14 protein-coding genes are annotated in these 18,650 nt (G+C 49.3%); 4 read left to right on the top strand and 10 right to left on the bottom strand.

Features of this window, described 5'->3' with window-relative positions; genetic code table 11:
* The 9 genes from HMPREF1548_RS00405 to HMPREF1548_RS00365 all read right to left on the bottom strand — a co-directional run.
* A partial coding sequence (locus HMPREF1548_RS00405) for a GNAT family N-acetyltransferase (RefSeq protein ID WP_021633628.1) occupies positions 1-313 on the bottom strand: 313 nt, incomplete at its 3' end.
* Entirely contained in the window at positions 306-2,177 is a 1,872-nt protein-coding gene (locus tag HMPREF1548_RS00400; protein WP_021633627.1) for a hypothetical protein, read from the bottom strand. The genes HMPREF1548_RS00400 and HMPREF1548_RS00405, both read right to left, overlap by 8 nt.
* Positions 2,167-3,297: a dTDP-4-amino-4,6-dideoxygalactose transaminase gene (gene rffA, locus HMPREF1548_RS00395; protein ID WP_035320393.1), complete on the bottom strand. Its 1,131-nt coding sequence runs from the start codon at positions 3,295-3,297 to the stop codon at positions 2,167-2,169. The genes HMPREF1548_RS00400 and rffA overlap by 11 nt, the downstream gene beginning before the upstream one ends.
* A gap of 19 nt (positions 3,298-3,316) precedes the next feature.
* The gene (locus HMPREF1548_RS00390) at positions 3,317-5,023 is read right to left on the bottom strand and encodes a hypothetical protein (RefSeq protein WP_157065606.1); all 1,707 of its coding nucleotides are present in this window, start codon (positions 5,021-5,023) and stop codon (positions 3,317-3,319) included.
* 38 nt (positions 5,024-5,061) lie between these two features.
* Positions 5,062-6,195 (bottom strand): acyltransferase, encoded by a 1,134-nt coding sequence (locus HMPREF1548_RS00385; RefSeq protein ID WP_157065605.1) that lies wholly within the window; start codon positions 6,193-6,195, stop codon positions 5,062-5,064.
* Between the two features lie 31 nt (positions 6,196-6,226).
* Complete coding sequence (locus HMPREF1548_RS00380) at positions 6,227-7,978, bottom strand: ABC transporter ATP-binding protein (RefSeq protein WP_021633623.1); 1,752 nt, start codon at positions 7,976-7,978, stop codon at positions 6,227-6,229.
* A 9-nt stretch (positions 7,979-7,987) separates the two neighbouring features.
* The gene (locus HMPREF1548_RS00375; protein WP_021633622.1) at positions 7,988-9,061 is read right to left on the bottom strand and encodes a glycosyltransferase family 52; all 1,074 of its coding nucleotides are present in this window, start codon (positions 9,059-9,061) and stop codon (positions 7,988-7,990) included.
* A 208-nt stretch (positions 9,062-9,269) separates the two neighbouring features.
* Entirely contained in the window at positions 9,270-10,856 is a 1,587-nt protein-coding gene (locus tag HMPREF1548_RS00370) for a glucosyltransferase domain-containing protein (protein ID WP_021633620.1), read from the bottom strand.
* 27 nt (positions 10,857-10,883) lie between these two features.
* Entirely contained in the window at positions 10,884-12,557 is a 1,674-nt protein-coding gene (locus tag HMPREF1548_RS00365; RefSeq protein ID WP_035320392.1) for a DUF6311 domain-containing protein, read from the bottom strand.
* 245 nt (positions 12,558-12,802) lie between these two features.
* On the opposite strand from HMPREF1548_RS00365, the gene pseG reads away from it, so the two are divergent.
* The 4 genes from pseG to pseI all read left to right on the top strand — a co-directional run bounded on the left by pseG (position 12,803) and on the right by pseI (position 17,195).
* Positions 12,803-13,867 carry a UDP-2,4-diacetamido-2,4,6-trideoxy-beta-L-altropyranose hydrolase gene (gene pseG / locus HMPREF1548_RS00360; protein WP_035320389.1) on the top strand — a complete coding sequence of 355 codons (1,065 nt, stop codon included), beginning with the start codon at positions 12,803-12,805 and terminating at the stop codon, positions 13,865-13,867.
* Positions 13,868-14,145: 278 nt separating this feature from the next.
* Positions 14,146-14,859, top strand: coding sequence for a pseudaminic acid cytidylyltransferase (gene pseF / locus HMPREF1548_RS00355; protein ID WP_021633616.1), 714 nt, complete (start codon positions 14,146-14,148; stop codon positions 14,857-14,859).
* Between the two features lie 61 nt (positions 14,860-14,920).
* Positions 14,921-16,147 carry a type III PLP-dependent enzyme domain-containing protein gene (locus tag HMPREF1548_RS00350; RefSeq protein WP_021633615.1) on the top strand — a complete coding sequence of 409 codons (1,227 nt, stop codon included), beginning with the start codon at positions 14,921-14,923 and terminating at the stop codon, positions 16,145-16,147.
* Positions 16,140-17,195: a pseudaminic acid synthase gene (gene pseI, locus HMPREF1548_RS00345; protein ID WP_021633614.1), complete on the top strand. Its 1,056-nt coding sequence runs from the start codon at positions 16,140-16,142 to the stop codon at positions 17,193-17,195. The genes HMPREF1548_RS00350 and pseI overlap by 8 nt, the downstream gene beginning before the upstream one ends.
* 272 nt (positions 17,196-17,467) lie before the next feature.
* Here the strand turns inward: pseI and HMPREF1548_RS00340 are convergent, their stop codons facing one another.
* Positions 17,468-18,409: an RpnC/YadD family protein gene (locus HMPREF1548_RS00340; RefSeq protein ID WP_051358282.1), complete on the bottom strand. Its 942-nt coding sequence runs from the start codon at positions 18,407-18,409 to the stop codon at positions 17,468-17,470.
* Positions 18,410-18,650 lie beyond the last annotated feature (241 nt).

The following is an 18,650-nucleotide window of genomic DNA, read 5'->3' as shown; positions in this document are numbered from 1 at the left end:
CCCCCGCCGCATCCTCTTCCCCGATAAAAATACCGTACTCCGCCTTTTTATTTCCGGTATCGATATCCCGGAAGTAGACGCTGCCCACAGGCCTGTCCCCTTCCGTCTCACACAGGATGAACTGTACCACCTCTCCGGCGGCCACCTTATCACGCATCCAGGCCAGGTGTCCCTCTTTGGTAAAAGGCTTCTGATAAATAAAATTCTTCCTCACCCGGTCCGTATTGCGCCATTTTACAATGTTTTCCGTATCCTCCAGCGTGATCGGCCGCAGATATACCGGTCCCAGATCTATTTTCAACTGTTCAGTCATTTACCTCTTCCTCCCTGTGCAGGCTATATATCACCAGACCGGAATCCGCCGCCCCAATGACTTCCTTGGGTTCAGCCCGCAGCACGGTCCCTCTCCTGCCGAAATAATCCGTCAGCCAGTCAAGGCTCTGCCCCGTTTCCGCCACCAGATATACATTTTCCCCTTCCAGGAGCGCCTGTCCCAGGGAGTCATATCCAAAGGCCTTCAGCTTTTTCTCCGCCAGCGGGCTCTTGCAAAGCCAGCCTCCCAGCAGATCATAATTTCCAAGGACGCACTCACCATCCCGGAACATTTTCTCTGAGAATTTTACGGTGGAGTACACATCTGCAAGATACAGGTTCTCCGGATGGCTCTGATAATACGCCCTGGCGGCGATATCCGTACGGTTAATTTCCTCCCGCGCCGCATATTCCTGTACCGTGCGGGCAAAAGTGCGGGGCAGGATGGAGAGCGCGGTGACAAGCAAAAGCGCCGCCGTTACAAAGACCGGATTCAGCCAGCGGTACGGATTACGCACTTTTTCCAGTTCCTCCTGCGCAGCTTCATCCGCCGCCCCATTTTTGGTAAGATACATAAAAAGCAGCGCCGCCAGCATCACGATTTCCACAGTATACAAAGGGTGGCTGATCCGCTCAGGCACCCGGTTGCGGAGTATCAGGTACATCCACAGAATACTGCGCACACCGCCGAACGCAAGCAGCTGCCAGATAACGCCGGCGCGCCTTTTCAGGAAAGCCGTGAGCAGCAAAAGCACTGCAAGCGCCGCCTCCGTGAGAAGGAATGGCATTTCCACAGCCGCATCGAAATCCAGACCCGGCATATTCTGGAGCCTGGCCTTATACAGCCAGATTCCTTCCTTTAGCGTCTTCCCGAAATAGCCTTCCTTTTCCCGGGAATACCCGCTTATTTTCTCCATAAGAGCCGCATCAATGCTGTCATCTATCCCGTAATTATAATTTTCCAGCAGCGCGCCCTGCGTCTCGTCCAGTCCCAGAGAGGTATAAAATTCCTGATTTTCTTCAAACTTCAGGATTGTTTCTGTTTTGAAGTCATAAACCTCCGTCCTGGCATCAAACAGCCGGAAAAATTCCTTCCATTCCCCGCTGCCATAGGCAGCCGTATTGCTCACCTCGCCCAGAAGCAGCCCGATAAGGATCAGGGAAAAAACACCCACATAACAAAACGCATTATATCTTGTAAAAACAGGACGTTCCATCCCCCATTTCCATACCCCGGCCACACAGGCCAGTGGCAGAAGCAGCATCATCATTTCCGGGCGCAGCAAAAACGCCAGCACACACAACAGGACCGCCGGCAGATTTCTTTTTACAAAACAGCCCCAGCCGTTCTCTTTCCCGGAGCGCGCCTGCATGCCCGGACACGCCGCCGCTTCCCCGGTCAGGAACCAGAAAATCCCCGCGGCTCCCAGCAGGCCGCTGGTCACCGTATACTGCACAAAAACCAGGTGAGGAAGCAGAAGGCCGGCAAAAAGCAGGCTCTCCAAAAGGCACAGAAGGACCTTTCCCACTGTTTTCTTCCCATATCTCATGCTCCGGTACAAAATCAGATACAGACTGCCAAACTGACAGAGGCATAAAAAGATGCCATATACATAGGAGGTATGAAACACCTTCACAAGCAGGCTCAAAAGCAGACTGAGCGGATAGAGCATCTGCACGTTGCGGCTTTCCGGGACGCCTGTGTACACACCCGCAAGGATATCCTTCATCAGCACATCGTCATTCAGCGAATAATAGTAATCAAACCGAAGGCTGGTAAAAAGAAGAAGCGCCAGGATAAACAGCAGCGGCAATATCCAGTTTTCCCATTTACGGTAAAATTTTACCTGTTTTTCAAAAACCATAGAATTCCTTTACTTTTCCGGCAATAAAGCTCACCTGATCCTCCTTCAGCCCATAGTACATGGGCAGGCGGAGAAGCCTTTCGCTTTCCCTGGTGGTGTAACGGTCTTCCCCGTGGAAACGGCCGTATTTCAGTCCCGCAGGCGCGGAATGAAGGGGAATATAATGGAACACCGCAAGAATGTCATTTTCCTTCAGGAAATCAATAAGTGCGGCACGTTCTTCCAGATCCGCATTTTTGATATAGAACATATGGCCGTTCTGCACACAATAATCGGGGATGAAGGGCAGCTCAATTCTGCCCGCCTCTGCCAGAGGTTCCAGCTCCCGCCAATATTGGTTCCATAGGTTCAGACGTTCCTCATTGATAGCATCGGCCATTTCCAGCTGGGCATACAGATAAGCCGCATTCAGTTCGCTGGGAAGATAGCTGGAGCCGTAATTCTGCCAACGGTATTTGTCCACCTGTCCTCTGTAATACTTGCTCCTGTCCGTTCCCTTTTCCCGGAAAATTTCAGCATCCTCAATGTCCTTTTCATGCTGGATCAGAAGCGCGCCGCCCTCTCCCATGCTGTAATTCTTGGTTTCATGGAAGCTGAAGCAGCCGAAATCACCGATGGCTCCCAGCGGCTTTCCCTTATAGGAAGCCATGATTCCCTGGGCCGCATCCTCAATCACATACAGGTGATGACGCGCCGCGATGTCCATTATGGTGTCCATTTCACAGCCCACGCCCGCATAATGCACGGGAACGACAGCCTTCGTTTTTTCAGTTACAGCCGCTTCGATCAGCGTTTCATCAATATTCATGGTATCGGGACGGATATCCACAAATACAGGCACGGCTCCCCTGAGCACAAAGGCGTCCGCCGTGGAAACAAAGGTATAGGAGGGCATGATAACCTCGTCTCCCGGCTGAATGTGGGCAAGCAGCGCCGCAAGCTCCGTGGCATGGGTGCAGGAGGTGGTAAGCAGGCACTTACGTGTGCCCGTCCTTTCCTCAATCCACTCACTGCATTTTCTGGTAAATTCCCCGTCGCCGCAGATTTTCTGGTTTTCCACGGCCTGCCGGATATAGTCCATTTCTTTTCCCGTAAAGGGCGGTACGTTGAACCGAATCATAGCTGTCGCCTTTCTTTTTTTATTCAGTATCAATATTATAAATCAGATAGCCTTCATTTTCAAAAACCGGAATATAATTTTCTTTATCAAGCCAGCCCATAAGCGCCTGCATTTTTTCACTGTCCCCGGGAAGCTCTCCATTTTCCTTATAGAAGATGACCACAGTCCCTTTGCCAAGCTGCTCCAGCTCCTCTTTCATCTGTTCTGCCGGATAGGTGTCCAGATCCGGCCAGGCATGGGTGAGTCCCGGCGGCATATCCAGAAGGAAATGCAGTCCCGGCGCATTGCCAAAGGTAATAAGCGGCCGTCCGGAAAGACCGTTCTGTCCTGCATATCCTAACAGGCCTGTCAGCTGGTCCGCATTGAGGCTGCGCGTCTTCATCCCCTTCAGTATATAGGAATTTTCAATTTTTGCATCCCTTTTTTCACCATAAATGCCGTCGCCGAAGGCAAAATGGCTGTGAAAGCCCATTCCCTGGATCAGAACCATTCCCGCCACCATAACGGACATGGCCGTCACAGGAAAGGCCTCGGGCTTTCTTCTCATCCGCCTGATATATTTCCCCAGCATCCAGAGTGTAAAAGGGGCTGCCAGAAACAGGCAGTTCAGGTTCGGCATGGTATCGTTGTTGCTTCCTATGGGGAGCACCGCCACCGACAGCAGGATAATCAGCGCAAGCAGCCTGTCCCTCCGGAAAAAACGGCTGTTTCCGATACATACAACACAGCTGATAAGCACAAGGTACAGAAAAAGCATTCCCCATTCATAGATGCTGCGGTAATTATAATAGGTAAAGGTAAACATCCCCCTGCCCCAAAACAACCGGATCAGCACCGGAATGCACAGGCAGTATATAATCTTTCCCGCTGTGTGAAAACGTTTGGGAAGAATATGGAAAAAAATCCAGCCCGCCAGCACACACACGGCAATTACCATCAGCCACACCATGGTTTTGCCATAGGCCGCGAAAATAGAGGTAATCATGGAAAACGGCGAATAACTCTCATCCGTCGCCGTATACCCGGCCAGGCTGCCGAACATTCCGAAATAGGCCCCCGGGCCATATTGGATGCATATGACAAGGAAAACACCAAGGAAGCCCACCAAAAAGCCCGCGACACAAAAGCCTGCCTGTTTCCACATCTCCTGCGCGCTTTTACCGCAAAGCTTTCCATAGAAAAATACGGCAATAATCAGAAGCGCTTCCGCAATATTCGGAGTGCGCACCATCACATTCAGCCCCAGACAAACGCCCGCCCAGATGAGCAGGCCCGGCCTGTTCCAGATAAGCCCCCTGTATAATAAAATACATACCGCCAGGAACAGGAAATAGGTAAGATAATTATATAAAATCGTCGTCGGACACCAGCAGAAGCTGATAGCAATGATTTCCCCTGCAAAAACCACCCAGGCCGGCATTTTCCCCTTCAGGAAATAATAGGAAAGCAGCGCCATGGCACTGATAACCAACCTTGTATAAAAGCTGATGCCCAAAAGGGTGCCGCCGAAAGGAAGCTTCATTAACAGCCAGCCAGCCACATTGGCAAGATAGGTGGCAATCGCCCAACTGCCCTTAAGCTCCGGGAAAAACCGGAAGTTGGTGAGGCTGTACATCGGATCCGACACATCAATCCCCTGATTTACCCACAGCAGCGGATAGATCAGCAGCAGACAGGGAAATATGAATTTTTCCAAAATTTTTATCAGTTTTTTTCTTTTATCCATTGGTATTTCTATCCCCATATCAATCCTGTTACTGTGAATCACCCTTTCTGCCTTCCCATGCTGTCATCAATGCGGCGGATGGCTTCCCCGCATTTTTTCCCGAAGGAGGTCTTTGCAAGCAGGCGCTCCGCAAGCAAAAAGCATTTGCCCCGAAGCAGGTCAATTGCCGCTGCAAGAAGGAACACAAGCAGTACGCTTTCCGTCATCTGCATCAGATAACCGCCCAGATGCTCCGATGGCGTCCCGATAATCCAGCCGGTCCACCTTGCGCTGATATCCATGTGCTCATGGATCAGGTATACGCCGAACATCCCCGGAGACAGGCGGCAAATACAGCGTTCCAGCTTTTCCGAACGGATGCGCAGACCGCCAAAGGCCATGAACAGCCCCAACGCCCCGGTAAGGCAGAAAATGAAATTATAGTGAAAGGGCACCGTTACATAATATTCCAGCGCCCCGGTCCTTGCACATACCACAAGCGCAGCCAGGGTGATTCCCGCCACGGCCGCGCAGGATCCGAAATAGACAAGCGCACCTCTCTTTTTTTCCTGAAAAAAACGGATTCCGTATCTCCGTATATAGGCCGCCGTCAGATAAAGGAAAATGAACCAGCCGAAATCGTAGCCGTACCGGTCCGATGAAAATAAAAGGATGCTCACGCTTTTCCCAAGACTGAAATAAACCAGCAGTCCCATGAGCGTAATCCGCAGCTGCTTCTGCGTCATGGCCCCGGCCGCCGCATTCAGCACCGGGGAAAACAGATACATGACCACATAAGCAGTCACAAACCAGTAATGCCCCGCCTCCACCGGAAACAGGCACTGCCAGATATGGTATATCTGAAAAGCCTCCCCGGCAGGTAGTACCCCGGCGAGCACCAGCACGGGAGGAATCAGCAGTGTATAAAAGAGCACCTGGAACAGCAGCCTGAGAAGCCGCTTCAGGGAAAAGCCGCTTTCCGATAAAAAATAGCCGCTGATAAGGACATAAACATTGACCGCAACAATACTGAAGGACTCCACAAGAACCGCCGCCGTACCTCTTGCCCCCGGCATCTGCCCCGCTTCGGGAAGCCCGCCTGTATGGGAAAGGAAATGCATGGCAACCACCATGAGCATGGCTGTCATACGCAGTAATTCAAAATTAGCCTGTCTCTTTTTCCCTGCTGCCACCGCTTTCTCCTTTCCGCCCTGAACAGTAACGTTATCTCTCCCTGCCAATCTGTCCGTTTTCCACCCGGTAAACCATATCACATTTTTCAATCGTCTGCAGACGATGCGCTATAATAATGAGGGTTTTCCTGCCATGGAGGCGGTTGATGGAGTCCATAATCGCCGCTTCCGTCTCATTATCCAGCGCAGAGGTGGCTTCATCCAGCACCAGTACCTCCGGATCCTCAAACAATGCCCTGGCAATACCGATACGCTGCCTCTGCCCGCCGGAAAGACGGATTCCCCGCTCTCCGATTCCCGTATCCAGCCCCTCCGGAAGCCCTCTCACAAATTCATCCAGCTGCGCTTCCTTCAGCGCCTGCCATACCTTGGCATCATCAATATCCTCATCCGGCACGCCGAAAGCAACATTCTTTCTGATAGATGCATCAATCATGAAAATAGTTTGAGGAATATAGCCGATATTTTTCAGCCACTCCTCATAGTGTTCCCTCACTTCCACGCCGTCAGCCAGGATCTTGCCCTCCTGGATATCCAAAAGCCCCAGAAGGATGTCAATGATCGTCGTCTTTCCGGCGCCCGAGGTACCTACCACGCCCACGGAGCAGCCCACGGGAATTTCCATCTGTGCGTGATCAAAAATCAGGGCCTCCGAATTGGGATATTTATAAACAATATCCTGAAGTTCTATTTTCGACAGGACAGGAAGCTTGGGAACCTCCTTTTTCCTGCGGAAATTCTGCTCATCATAATTCACGTTCCCGTCATTGATATCCTGCTGCAGGTTGTCGCTTACCCCCATGAAAAAGGGTTCAAAGTAGGAAATGGAGGTGAGATAGTTATTGATGCGGTTGGCGCTTGGCAGGAGACGCATGGCCGCCACTGCAAATACGCCGATCTGGCTCAGCATCTGGGTGACATCCTTTCCCGCCGCAATCTGCAGGATCAAATACAGCACCAACCCTGCAATACATACCGTTTCTATCAGCAGGCGGGGGGTTGCGTTATAGATATTATATTTCTGCACCGCCCCCACGTAGCCCGCGCCGCACTTGGAATATTCGTTTATAAAATAATTTTCCTTATTGGCAATTTTGATTTCCTTGATTCCCATAACGGACTGGTCAATCCATTTATACAGGCCGCTGTAATATTCCTGGTTTTCCTCTCCCGCCCTGATCATAATGGGCTTGAGAATCCCTTTAATAATAAGAAGCACCACCACAAGCAGCGCGGCAATGGTAAGAATCATCACCGGATCCTGGGTCATCAGCACCACGATCAGGACGACGAACATGATAATTTCACTGGTCAGCTGCAGCGAGGAAAGGATCAGGCCGTACATATTGTTCACATCCGAGGTGATGCTTCGCTGGATCACGGAAGTGTCCGCATTCAGATAATATTCATAGGGACGCTCCATGAAATTAATCATCATCTTACGGGAGGTGGCAAACTGATTCGTGTATACAAAGCGCAGCTGAATTACATTCTGGAAATAAAGAAAAATATTTTTTAACACAAATGCTGCGATAATGGCCAGCAGCATGATTATGGTAAACTGCCCGGTGCTCTCCATGCCGAGGAAACGGTAGATATCCCCCAGATACCCATCCCCGGTCACAGCCGCCGGATCCAGTAGCGTGGTGATCACAGGGATGACCAGGCCGATGCTGCAGGCCTCAAGAAGGGCGCCGATAATCATCAGCACCACAATCCCGCCCATCTTGGCCTTCTGTTTTCCATCCAAAAGGATGTTCATTTTCTTTATGATTTTTCTCATCGCAATACCTTAATCCTTTATCTGCTCATTCTGCCGGTGTATTTCCGGCGCTTCGTATTTGTCCATGAAATCCTCCCCCAGAAAGACGGTTTCCTCTGCAAAACCGATGGAGGTGGGCACGGTGAATACGGAGATCACCTTTTTCACATGGATATCCGGAAGAAAATTCATCATTTCCATAGGGAACTTCCCGGATAACACCACGCAGCCCGGAAAACATTTTTCATAATCCAGCAGGTCTCTGGGATGGGGCTTTAAAATGATCTGCATTCCTTTTCCGTAAAGCTCTATAATATCACGGAAGATCCGTTCTCTCGTTTCCAAATCACAAAGCGGCTCGGTCAGTATCAGAATTTTATTTTCATGATTCTTCCCTTCCGTCAGCTGTTTTACCAGCCGTTCCCTGTCCTCCAGGAAAATTCCCAGCAGGCAGCTCTTATCCTCCGCTGTCAGACGCTGTGTCAGCTTTTCCCTGGAGCATTCCACATATTTGGGGCAGGGATACTCCAAAACGGAAATATCATTCACTTCCATATCGATACAGTATTTTCCCCAGCCATTCTGTATGAAAATCAGGTTCAGGGAGGCGAGGAAGGCCTTCAGCCTGAAATGTCCCCTGTTATCATATCTGGCCGTATCATAATAGCGGATGCAGTCCAGCCCATCCTCCATGGCATGATACCTGATTTTCTTCCAGCTTAAATAATATCCTATCGGATCGGAATCACAGAATACATAAATGTCCTTATATGCCCTGAAATCCACCGGCACAAAAGGCTCCTGAAGCTTCCCCAAAAGCTTGCAGAAACGGATTCTTGCCAGCATGTTCAGTACCAGGTTCCCCCGATCCGTGTGGTACTTTTTCAAAACAGGAAAGAAGCCCTCCTCCTTTTCCTCAAAAACAAAAACCTGCCGGAAAAGACCGGAACGCTCCGCCCTGGCCTTCAGATTTCCAAAATCATTGGACATCGTACTCAGCACCAGGCAGGCCTGTCCCCTTCTGTCTCCGGGCAGGTTTAATTCCTTCAGACAGGCAATATATACATGATAAAAAGTGTGGCAGACATAGATTCTCTCATTCATGCCGCTGCTCCTTATAAAAAAATATCATTATATTTTACCATACATTACCTTCAAAAAGCAAATTTAGTAACAGTTCAGCCTTCGGCCGAACTGTTACTGCATCCGCCCATGATAAGTCGCCTTCGGCGAGGGGCGGATGCCTGCTGCCACCACGTTTTCTCACGGTTTGTGCAGTGAATGCACAAACCTTCCTGAACTGTTACCAAATTTACCCCTTTGTTTCATCACAGGTTTTAACAACCCATACACCCTCTATCTGTTTCACGCAGCCGTCCGCCGGATAAGCAGGCATTTCCTGATATTCCTTCGTCTCCTTAATGGCCTCGACAGCTTCCTCGCTTACCTCCGGCATTTCCACGCCAATATAGGTCTTCATGAAATTATAGCGCACGCCGCTGGTAAGGAGCCCTGTTTCCTTCGCCACGCCGGATAAATCCGTAAACCGGTCGCCGTCCATGGAATAGCTGCCCAGCAGATCAGGTGTCTCGCTCAGGCCATATTCCCCTATCAGCGCAAAGGGGTCGCCCGGCTGATAGCCTGCTGTGGCTTCAATCCTTTCCATGATACGGTTGTAATATGCATAGGATCTTTCATAGGCAATTCCCATCCGGAAATAGGCCTGGTTTGTCACAACAAAATTCTGGTAGCCCACCAGCAAAAGAACCGCCGCAACCACATAGCCCAATATCCTGCCTGCCCTCACCTTTCCCGCATCCGCCAGGAACAGGCCGGACTGGGTATCCTGGCTTTTTTCCAGGAGGGCGGCAAGAAAGGTATACAGGATATGGTATTGGTAAAGCATCAGCATGCTTATGCTGGCATCCGGCGCCATAATAATGATAGAACCCATGGCCAGGGGCACCATCATGGCAAGAAAAATGTACAGGATGGCGCTGCCTGAATTTTTATAGATTTTTTTCCTGATAAAAAAGGCGATGACCAGGCCAGCCGTAAGGAGGCAGGAAGCCACATTCAGCGCCCAGGCGGCCGCAGTCACAAAGGAAAAGGGCTTCAGAATAAAATACTGTACCACCCATTTGTAAGAACGCAGTATCAGCCTGGGAAGACGGATTAAATCAATTTTCCCCATCTGATCCAGGCCGTTATAGGCATCCAGCTGGGGATATACGATTCTGGAAACAATCGTATAAATAACGACGGAAATGCAGGCCACGACAAAGGCCTTCACTCCCCTTCGGAAAACATCGGCAGTCCGGCTGTTTTCCTCAAGCATATCCAGGAAAAGCCCCATTACCAGAATGCCCAGCGCCAGGCACAGATATGCCTGATAGATTCCCATGCTCAGAACCAGGCAGACTATCCCTGGCAGGAAACCGAAGCGGTATTTCCTAATCAGCCACGCACCCGCACAGGCCAGCAATATACCCACGGCATAGCAGTCCGCGGTAAACATGAAGGTAAACAGGCTGCACATGCTGGGGAAGGACAGCATCATCAGCGGAATCAGGACCGCGGAGGTTGTGCTTTTAAGATGCAGCGTGGAAAGGACAAAGCAGGCGGCGGCGGAAATCAGGACAATGGAAAAAATCCCGCTCAGCCAGGGTACGCTCCAGATCCCATCCAGCGGATTGACATATTTCAGAAACCATCTGCCAAATTCCGAGCCGACCGCATACCCGCCCACATTATTGATGTCATCCCAGTTCGGCAGCTTATTGGTCAGCATATAGGCATGAGTTATAATTCCCCACAGGATTCCGGAAACCAGGCAGCACCTGATATGGAAGGGGATTTTTAATAATATTTCTTTAAGGGTATCTCTATTTTCATTCATAGCTGTTTTTATCCTTTCCCGTCAAAACTAACCCTGTTTCTTCACCATCCCCACAATCACCCCATCAACCGCATCATATTCCATGCGTGTATCAATACAGTTCCCCTCATCAGCCGCCTTATAAATATACATCGTATCCTCCCGTGGATTAATCAGCGACTCCACCAAATCCTCCACTGCCTTTGTCCTTATCGTCTGGCAGGCGGTATTAAAATAATTAATCGTCATGCCATTTTCAGCCGCATATGCACTCAGGTCATTCAGTAAATCCTCGTCATCCAGGCCCACAAAAACCATATGCTTCTTATCCCCCTCCCGGGCCCACGTATCCCACTTTTCATCCTCCAGGCGGCTGTCGTAAGCAAACTCGGTTCCAAACTGCACCTGTCGCTGCATCAGCTGCCATTTTCCGTCGGCAATCTGCAGGACGGCAAAAATCACCAGAAGAACCGCAGCCATGGTTTCCCATGGCATTTCCTTCTCCATCCATACAACGCTGCCAAGAATTATCAGGTACAGCACCGGCCAGATAAACCTGCCGCAGCAGCTGATTCTCTGCCACAGAGAGGATAGCCAGGCCGGAAGCTCATAGTTCCAGATCAGACTGCTTCCACAGGCGGCCTGAGGGGAAAGAGCCACAGAAAGAGAAATCATTGCCAGTATCAGAAATGCAACACCGTTTTCGCCCCAGTCAAAACGAAGATGAGTCAGCTTTTTTTCTTTTTTTATAAATACCTTATAAATGGTATGTATCAGACAGGCTGCGGCCGCCACAATCAGTGTAAGTACAATTCCAGTACCAGGGAAGGCCAGCCCTTCTGAGGGATTTGCACCGTAAACCGGAAGATCCGACAGATACTGAGACCACCCCTGCGGATTCCACAGGCCATTCAGATTAAAGCTGGACTGTCCGAACTGAGACGTATCCGGCATATGATTGTGGGAAAAACCTCCCAGCAATGCTACAACTCCAACAGCAGCTCCCAGGTATGCCAGCAGTGCAAGGACATCCTGCCTGATTTTTTTCCTCCGCAGCAGATCGCAAAGCAGAAAGCTGAGAAGGACAAAACCGCACATGGGAATAAAATACATCTGTATACTTCCCGTCAAAAGCCCGGCAATTCCCCAGGCCAGCACAAGCCTTTTTTCGCTTATTTCCATTCTGCGGATTCCCAGATACAGAGAACACAGCACCAGCCACTGGGCGCCCAGAGCCAGGTTCAGGGACATCTGTCCCAGCATCGCAGGCGTAATTACAAAAAGAAGGCTGCCCACAATTGCTTCCGCTTTCTTTTTTACATAATGATAAATCAGAAGCGCCCCAAAAGCGCCCTGGGCGCCCATACAAAGCATGGCCCAGATACCAAAATACTGGAATCTATCCGGCAGAACCGCCTTGAATATTTTAAAAAATACGGCAAACAGAGGCACGGAATCCGTAAAGATAACGGATACGGTATTAGGATAAGATGCATTATCCATCAGCCCAAAAGGAAAAAACCAGTCACTGTTCCTGAAAAAGCACCAGCCCAGATAATTCTGAGTCAGATCCCCGCCACCGAGGAGCCAGTCCGTGTAGGTGACATTCAGTACATGAACCCCAAATATACAAATAAACGTAACAATTCCAACCAATGTGCCAAGTATCCACACATTGTTCTTTTTCCAATAATTTAAACCGGCCTGCACAGTATCCTTCATACCTCCCTGTTTTCGGCTTTCCATGCACTTCAACGTGGTAAAGTATCATGTGCCGTTAACTGATGCAAGTATAGCACTTTTCGGGATTGCAGGCAAATAAAAAACAAGTCTTCTCTTTTTTCCTGTAACAGTTCAGCCTTCGGCCGAACTATTACTTTTTCCTTTACCGGATTTATTCCAGCAGGTATAATAATAAAAGAAAATAAAAGAGGATAATTTAATATCCGTTTTTGGGAGACTGTTAAATGGAGACTGGGAAAAAGGGAATTCTTATCCGAACAGATGGTAATCAGGAAATAGCGACAGGGCATCTGATGCGCTGCCTGTCTGTTGCGCAAGCATTGAAGGAACGGAATCTTCCTGTTCTTTTTGCGGTCGCTGATCACAACAGCGGACAGCTGCTCCGTTCTTTTATGGCTGGGGGAGAAAATTTTCCCGTGATATGTCTGGATACGGACTACCGCAATCCTGCCGATGAACTGGACAGGCTTTGCACTGCCGTTTTTGAAAATAATATCGGCTGTGTGCTGATAGATTCCTATTTTGTTACCCCACCGTATCTGGAGGGGCTTCATAAGGCGGTGAAAACTGCTTATATTGACGATATCTATTCCTTTGATTATCCGGTGGATCTGATTATAAACTATGATGCCGCCCCTCCTTTGGATTTTTACAGAAACTGCCCTTACAAACTGTTGGGGCTGTCTTATACTCCCCTCAGGAAACAGTTCCGCGGCCTTCATCCGGAAGTAAGGCCACAAGTGAAGGACATTCTTATTTCTACCGGGGGCACCGACCCCTGTGGTGTGGCGGAACGTCTCATAAACAGGCTTCTTTGCCTCCCCGGGGAACAGGAAATTTGCTATCATATATTGGCCGGTCCCATGCATTCCGGCCGCGCCGCCCTGAACCTTTTGGCAGATGGGAATCCAGCTATCAGGCTCTATGAAAAGGTTTCAGATATGGCGGCATTGATATGCCGGTGTGATCTTGCTGTTTCCGCTGCCGGAACAACATTATATGAACTGTGTGCCGCAGGAGTCCCGGCCGTCAGCTTTACTATGGCAGATAATCAGCTGACCGGAGCCAGGGATATGGAACGTTTTGCCGGAATCCCTTATGTTGGCGATGTGAGGACTGCGACTGATTTTATAGAAAAGCTGGCGGAAGCCATTATTTCTCTGAGCAGCAGCTATGATAACAGATATTTCCTGGCACATTCCATGCATAAAATGGTTGACGGAAATGGAAGCGTAAGAATTGCGGAAGGGTTGGAAAAGCTATTGTGTTCTGAGGCTTCGCATGTATAATATATGTAGATTCATTGTAACTGTTCAGCAGGCCAGCGCTTTGCGCTGACCGTAAGAAAGTGATTCAAGAGTGCTAAAATCCATCGCCAAAGGCGATTTAGGATGGATTTTAGCAGTAACTGTGAGGGGTACTGAACAGTTACGATTCATTTTCGATTTCTATTGGTTATATTAGTGCGAATGTACAGTGCACATTAATTTGCCTGCAGACTTATATCGGTCAAGGCTTAAACACCCTCATCGATTAAAATACTTCAAAAAGGAGTAAAATAAACATCATGAATCAATCCACCATACAACCTCAAAAAAAATCCGTTGCCATCATCACCGCCAGAGGCGGCAGCAAGCGGATTCCCCATAAAAATATCCGTGACTTCTGCGGAAAACCGATTATCAGCTATTCTATCGAAGCCGCGCTTTCGTCAGGCGTCTTTGATGAGGTCATGGTTTCCACGGATGATGAGGCAATTGCTTCCATTGCCAGGAGCTTTGGGGCCGCAGTCCCCTTCATGCGTTCTGCAGCGTCCGCAAATGATTATGCCTCCACGGATGATGTAATCGCCGAAGTCCTGAGGGCCTATGAAGCCGGCGGCGCACGCTTTGACCGGTTCTGCTGCATCTATCCCACCGCCCCCTTTGTGACGGCGGAAAAACTGAAAAATGCCATGGCACTTCTTGACCAGGCCGAATCCGTCATGCCGGTAGTTGCGTTTTCCTATCCGCCACAGCGGGGCATTATTCTGGAAAACGGCCGAATCCGCCGCAAATACCCGGAATTTCTCACCGCCCGTTCCCAGGATCTGGAAAAAATGTATCATGACTGCGGACAGTTCTACGCCTGCCGTACGGATGCCTTCTTCCGTGACAGCACAACGGACGTGGATGACCTCGTCCCCATGATCATGCCGGAAATGGAAGTACAGGATATCGATACTGAAGAAGACTGGGCCATTGCCGAATTAAAATACCGCAAAATGCAGAACCTGAAGTAAATCCATCAGTGATACACGGAGCGACACCACTGACCTCTGCGACAGGAAGAAAGGAAAACCAATGAATTCTGATACACTGCAGACCCCCTATTTTTACATCCGGGAAACCGGCCTGGATACGGATGCAGCCATCCTGAAGGAAGCCCTCTCCAAAAACTGGGGGCCGAACCATCTCGTGGGCTATTCCGTAAAAACAAATTCCCTCCCCTGGCTGCTTCAATATATGAAGGGGCAGGGCTTTTTTGCAGAAATCGTGTCCGACACGGAATACCGCCTCGTTAAAAAGCTTGGCTTTGACAATGCCCATATGATTTATAACGGGCCGATTAAAGAAAAAGAAATTTTTAACTCCATTCTTCTTGACAGCGGATATATCAACATAGATTCCACTGAAGAACCCATATGGCTGGAGGAATTAAGCGCAGCTTACCCTCAGCGTAATTTTTCTGTTGGCGTACGGGTAAACTGTGATATCGCCGCCCTTTGTCCGGAGGAGGTACTGGTGGAGGAAGAAGGCGGCCGCTTTGGCTACTGTTATGAAAACGGAAGGCTGGAGGAAGTTATTTCCCGCATAAACAGGCTCCCCAATGTCAAAGTCGCCGGTCTGCACCTGCATTCCTCCACCCAGTCCCGCACCGTTTCCGTCTATGCCGCGTTGGCCAGTATGGCCGTAAGGATAGCGGAGGAATATAATCTGGAGCTTTCCTATGTGGATATGGGAGGCGGTTATTTCGGAGGGCGGGAGGACAAGCCGGATTACCGGGATTATTTTTACGCCATCTGTAAGGAGCTGCGCAGAAAATTCGATCCCACGCGTACCACGCTGATCGCTGAACCCGGCGTATCCCTGATCTCCAGGGCTACGACATTCGTCACCTCCGTAAAAGATGTGAAGGAAATCCGTAACCATTCCTTCCTCATCACTGACGGCAGCCGTACAAACCTGAATCCGCTTGTCACCAGACATGTTTATCCCCACCATATGGTTTATGTGGATGAGCCTGAAAAAAGGCCCGTAATAAAAAGCCAGTGGGTCACCGGCTTTACCTGTATGGAGTATGACCGTCTTTTTGAAATCAAGGACGGTCCGGCCATGAAGCCCGGGGATAAGGTGGTATACGACACCGCCGGCGGCTATACCATGTGTTTGAATCCGCTCTTCATCCATTATTTCCCTCCCGTTTATGTGGAACATCGTGACGGCACGCTTTTTAAAGCCCGTGACCAGTGGGATGTGGATGAATTTATGCAGAAAAATTATATCGAAGAAAGGGATTTCCATGAATAAAGAGTTTACTATAGGTTCCCACTCCGTGGGAAATAACGCTCCCGTTTTTATCGTGGCGGAGATGTCCGCCAATCACCTGCAGGATTATGGCCGGGCGGTGGAAATCATCCATGCCGCCAAAGAGGCCGGCGCCGATGCCGTGAAGCTTCAGACCTACAGACCTGAAACCATTACCCTGGACAGCGAGGCATCCTGTTTTCAGATAACACAGGGAACTATCTGGGACGGCACCACCCTTTATAAACTTTACGAAGAGGCTTATACTCCCTGGGACTGGCAGCCGAAGCTGATGGAAGAGGCGAACCGCCTGGGAATGGAATGCTTCTCCTCTCCCTTTGATTTTACGGCTGTTGATTTTATGGAATCCATGAATATGCCCGCCTATAAGCTGGCTTCCTACGAAATCAACGACATTCCCCTGATACGCAAAATCGCCCGCCTGCATAAGCCTGTGATTTTTGCCACGGGCATCGCCCATCTGGAGGATATTGAACGTGCGCTCCGCGTCTGCAGGGAAGAAGGAAACGAAAATGTGGTTCTGATGAAATGTGTTTCTTCCTATCCCACGCCCTATGAAGATATTAACCTGAACATGATACCAACACTGGGCAATATGTTTGACTGCGTTATGGGCCTGTCTGATCACAGCATGGGAACCGCGGTGGCATCCGGCTCCATTGCTCTCGGCATAAAAATGGTGGAAAAGCATCTGACGCTGCGCCGCAGCGACGGCGGCCCCGACGGCGCGTTCTCCATGGAACCGGAAGAATTTGCTGAAATGGTGAAAAATATCCGCATCATGGAAAAAGCCCTGGGCAGCTCTGATTTCCATTTAACGGAAAAACAGGAAATTGAGCATGAAGGCTCCCGTTCCCTTTTTGCTGTTAAGGATATCGCCAAAGGGGAAGCCCTGACTCCGGAAAATGTCCGTTCCATCCGTCCCGGAAACGGCCTGCATACCATGTATTATGAACAGATTCTCGGGCAGCACGCAGCGCGCGATATCAGCAGGGGTACTCCCCTTGCCTGGAATCTGATTGCGGATTAAAGCCGAAACGAAATTTTATAATCCAAATTTCCCTAAAACGCCCTCCGGGCGCATTATGCCAACAGGGTCTTACGCGGAAAACGGAGGCCCTGTCTGATTTTCGGCAGTTATTTTACCGCCAGAAAAATCTGTGGCAAAAAATTGCCTAATCCTCCACAGCTTACGGGGATTTCGGCCCGTTTCCGGACACAAAAAAGCGTGCGGCATTCAACTGGATTTACGCAGTCCTGCCACACGCTGTAATTATTTTATTTTTGTTTTTCCCGTTCTGTTCAAAGGTAATTTTTCACAAAGTTCTCCGAGAACTCTGCGAAATACTCTTCCGCCTGCTTCTTTGACAGAGAGAACCTTTTTTCTATCTTACTGATAATCCTGTCCTTGCCGACTCCCTCCTCCAGATTATCCACCACAAAAATACGGATACCCTCCGTCAAACCGGCTTTTCTGCCGTCTTCCTTACCAGCTTCATATCCATCCTCGTAAAATTCCCCGCTCAGGCTCTTCATAACCTTTTCTTCGTCATATTCCGTTAAAAGTGCATTCATAACCTCAGCCCTCCTCTGGCTTAAAAATTCGGAAAGGATCCCTTCCTCAATACACTGTTCCATTGCCGCCCGGATCGCCGCGGCAGGCTCCATAGTCCTCAGGTTCTCCCTGACGCGTTCAATGAAAACAGCGTATTCCTCCAGCCTCCTGCACCGTCCCATCAATTCCGTATTGTGCCCCGCATTGATATTCAGCATACGGACACGCACTTCCAGACAGGCCATATCCTCTCCCTGCATAAATGCATCCGACAGCTTCAAAACCGATGTATCCGGCATCCTGCTCTCCCCATTGTAAAAAATAACATATACCGGCGTGGGAATCCGCAGCAGCCTTGTGGAATAAATCATTCTGTCGTGTAAAAAACGTTTATACAAATCGGAAAAGTAAAACAGTCCCCGCAGCGGCATATTGGGATTGAAGGTACTCTGATGTTCAAATAACCCCATTCTTCCGTCCAGAAGGAAGGAAATATCGTTCTTCATCCCCATATAAATCACATCATCGAGGGTGGTGATCTCCAGGGCGTCCGGATCAGTATAGCATTTTTGGCATAATGCGTTATACAGCTCCAGCAGGTCACTGCGCTCCGAAAATAACAATCGGAACAGGCGGTCCTTATACTGTTTCTGGGGTTTTGGGGTCAGTACTGCTTCTTTTGTCTGCATGGCAATTGGCTCTCCTTGAATATTGTATTTTTCAAGAAAAAATCGCTTCTGCAAACCAAATCATAATAAATATCAAAAGGGATTTCTATAAGAATATTATAAAAGAAAGTATGGAACATAGCAAGATAAAGTAAATAAATCCACAGAAGATGAAATAAGAAATGTTATGTAGAAGTAATTACAGAAGCGACTGCTTCCTGAAAGTAATTCTATTTTGGCATTTTTCCCTTCCCCTGTCAAT

Origin of the sequence: Clostridium sp. KLE 1755 (genome assembly GCF_000466465.2) — a bacterium.
Classification (GTDB): domain Bacteria; phylum Bacillota; class Clostridia; order Lachnospirales; family Lachnospiraceae; genus Eisenbergiella; species Eisenbergiella porci.
This window is presented reverse-complemented; position numbering and strand designations above follow the sequence as displayed.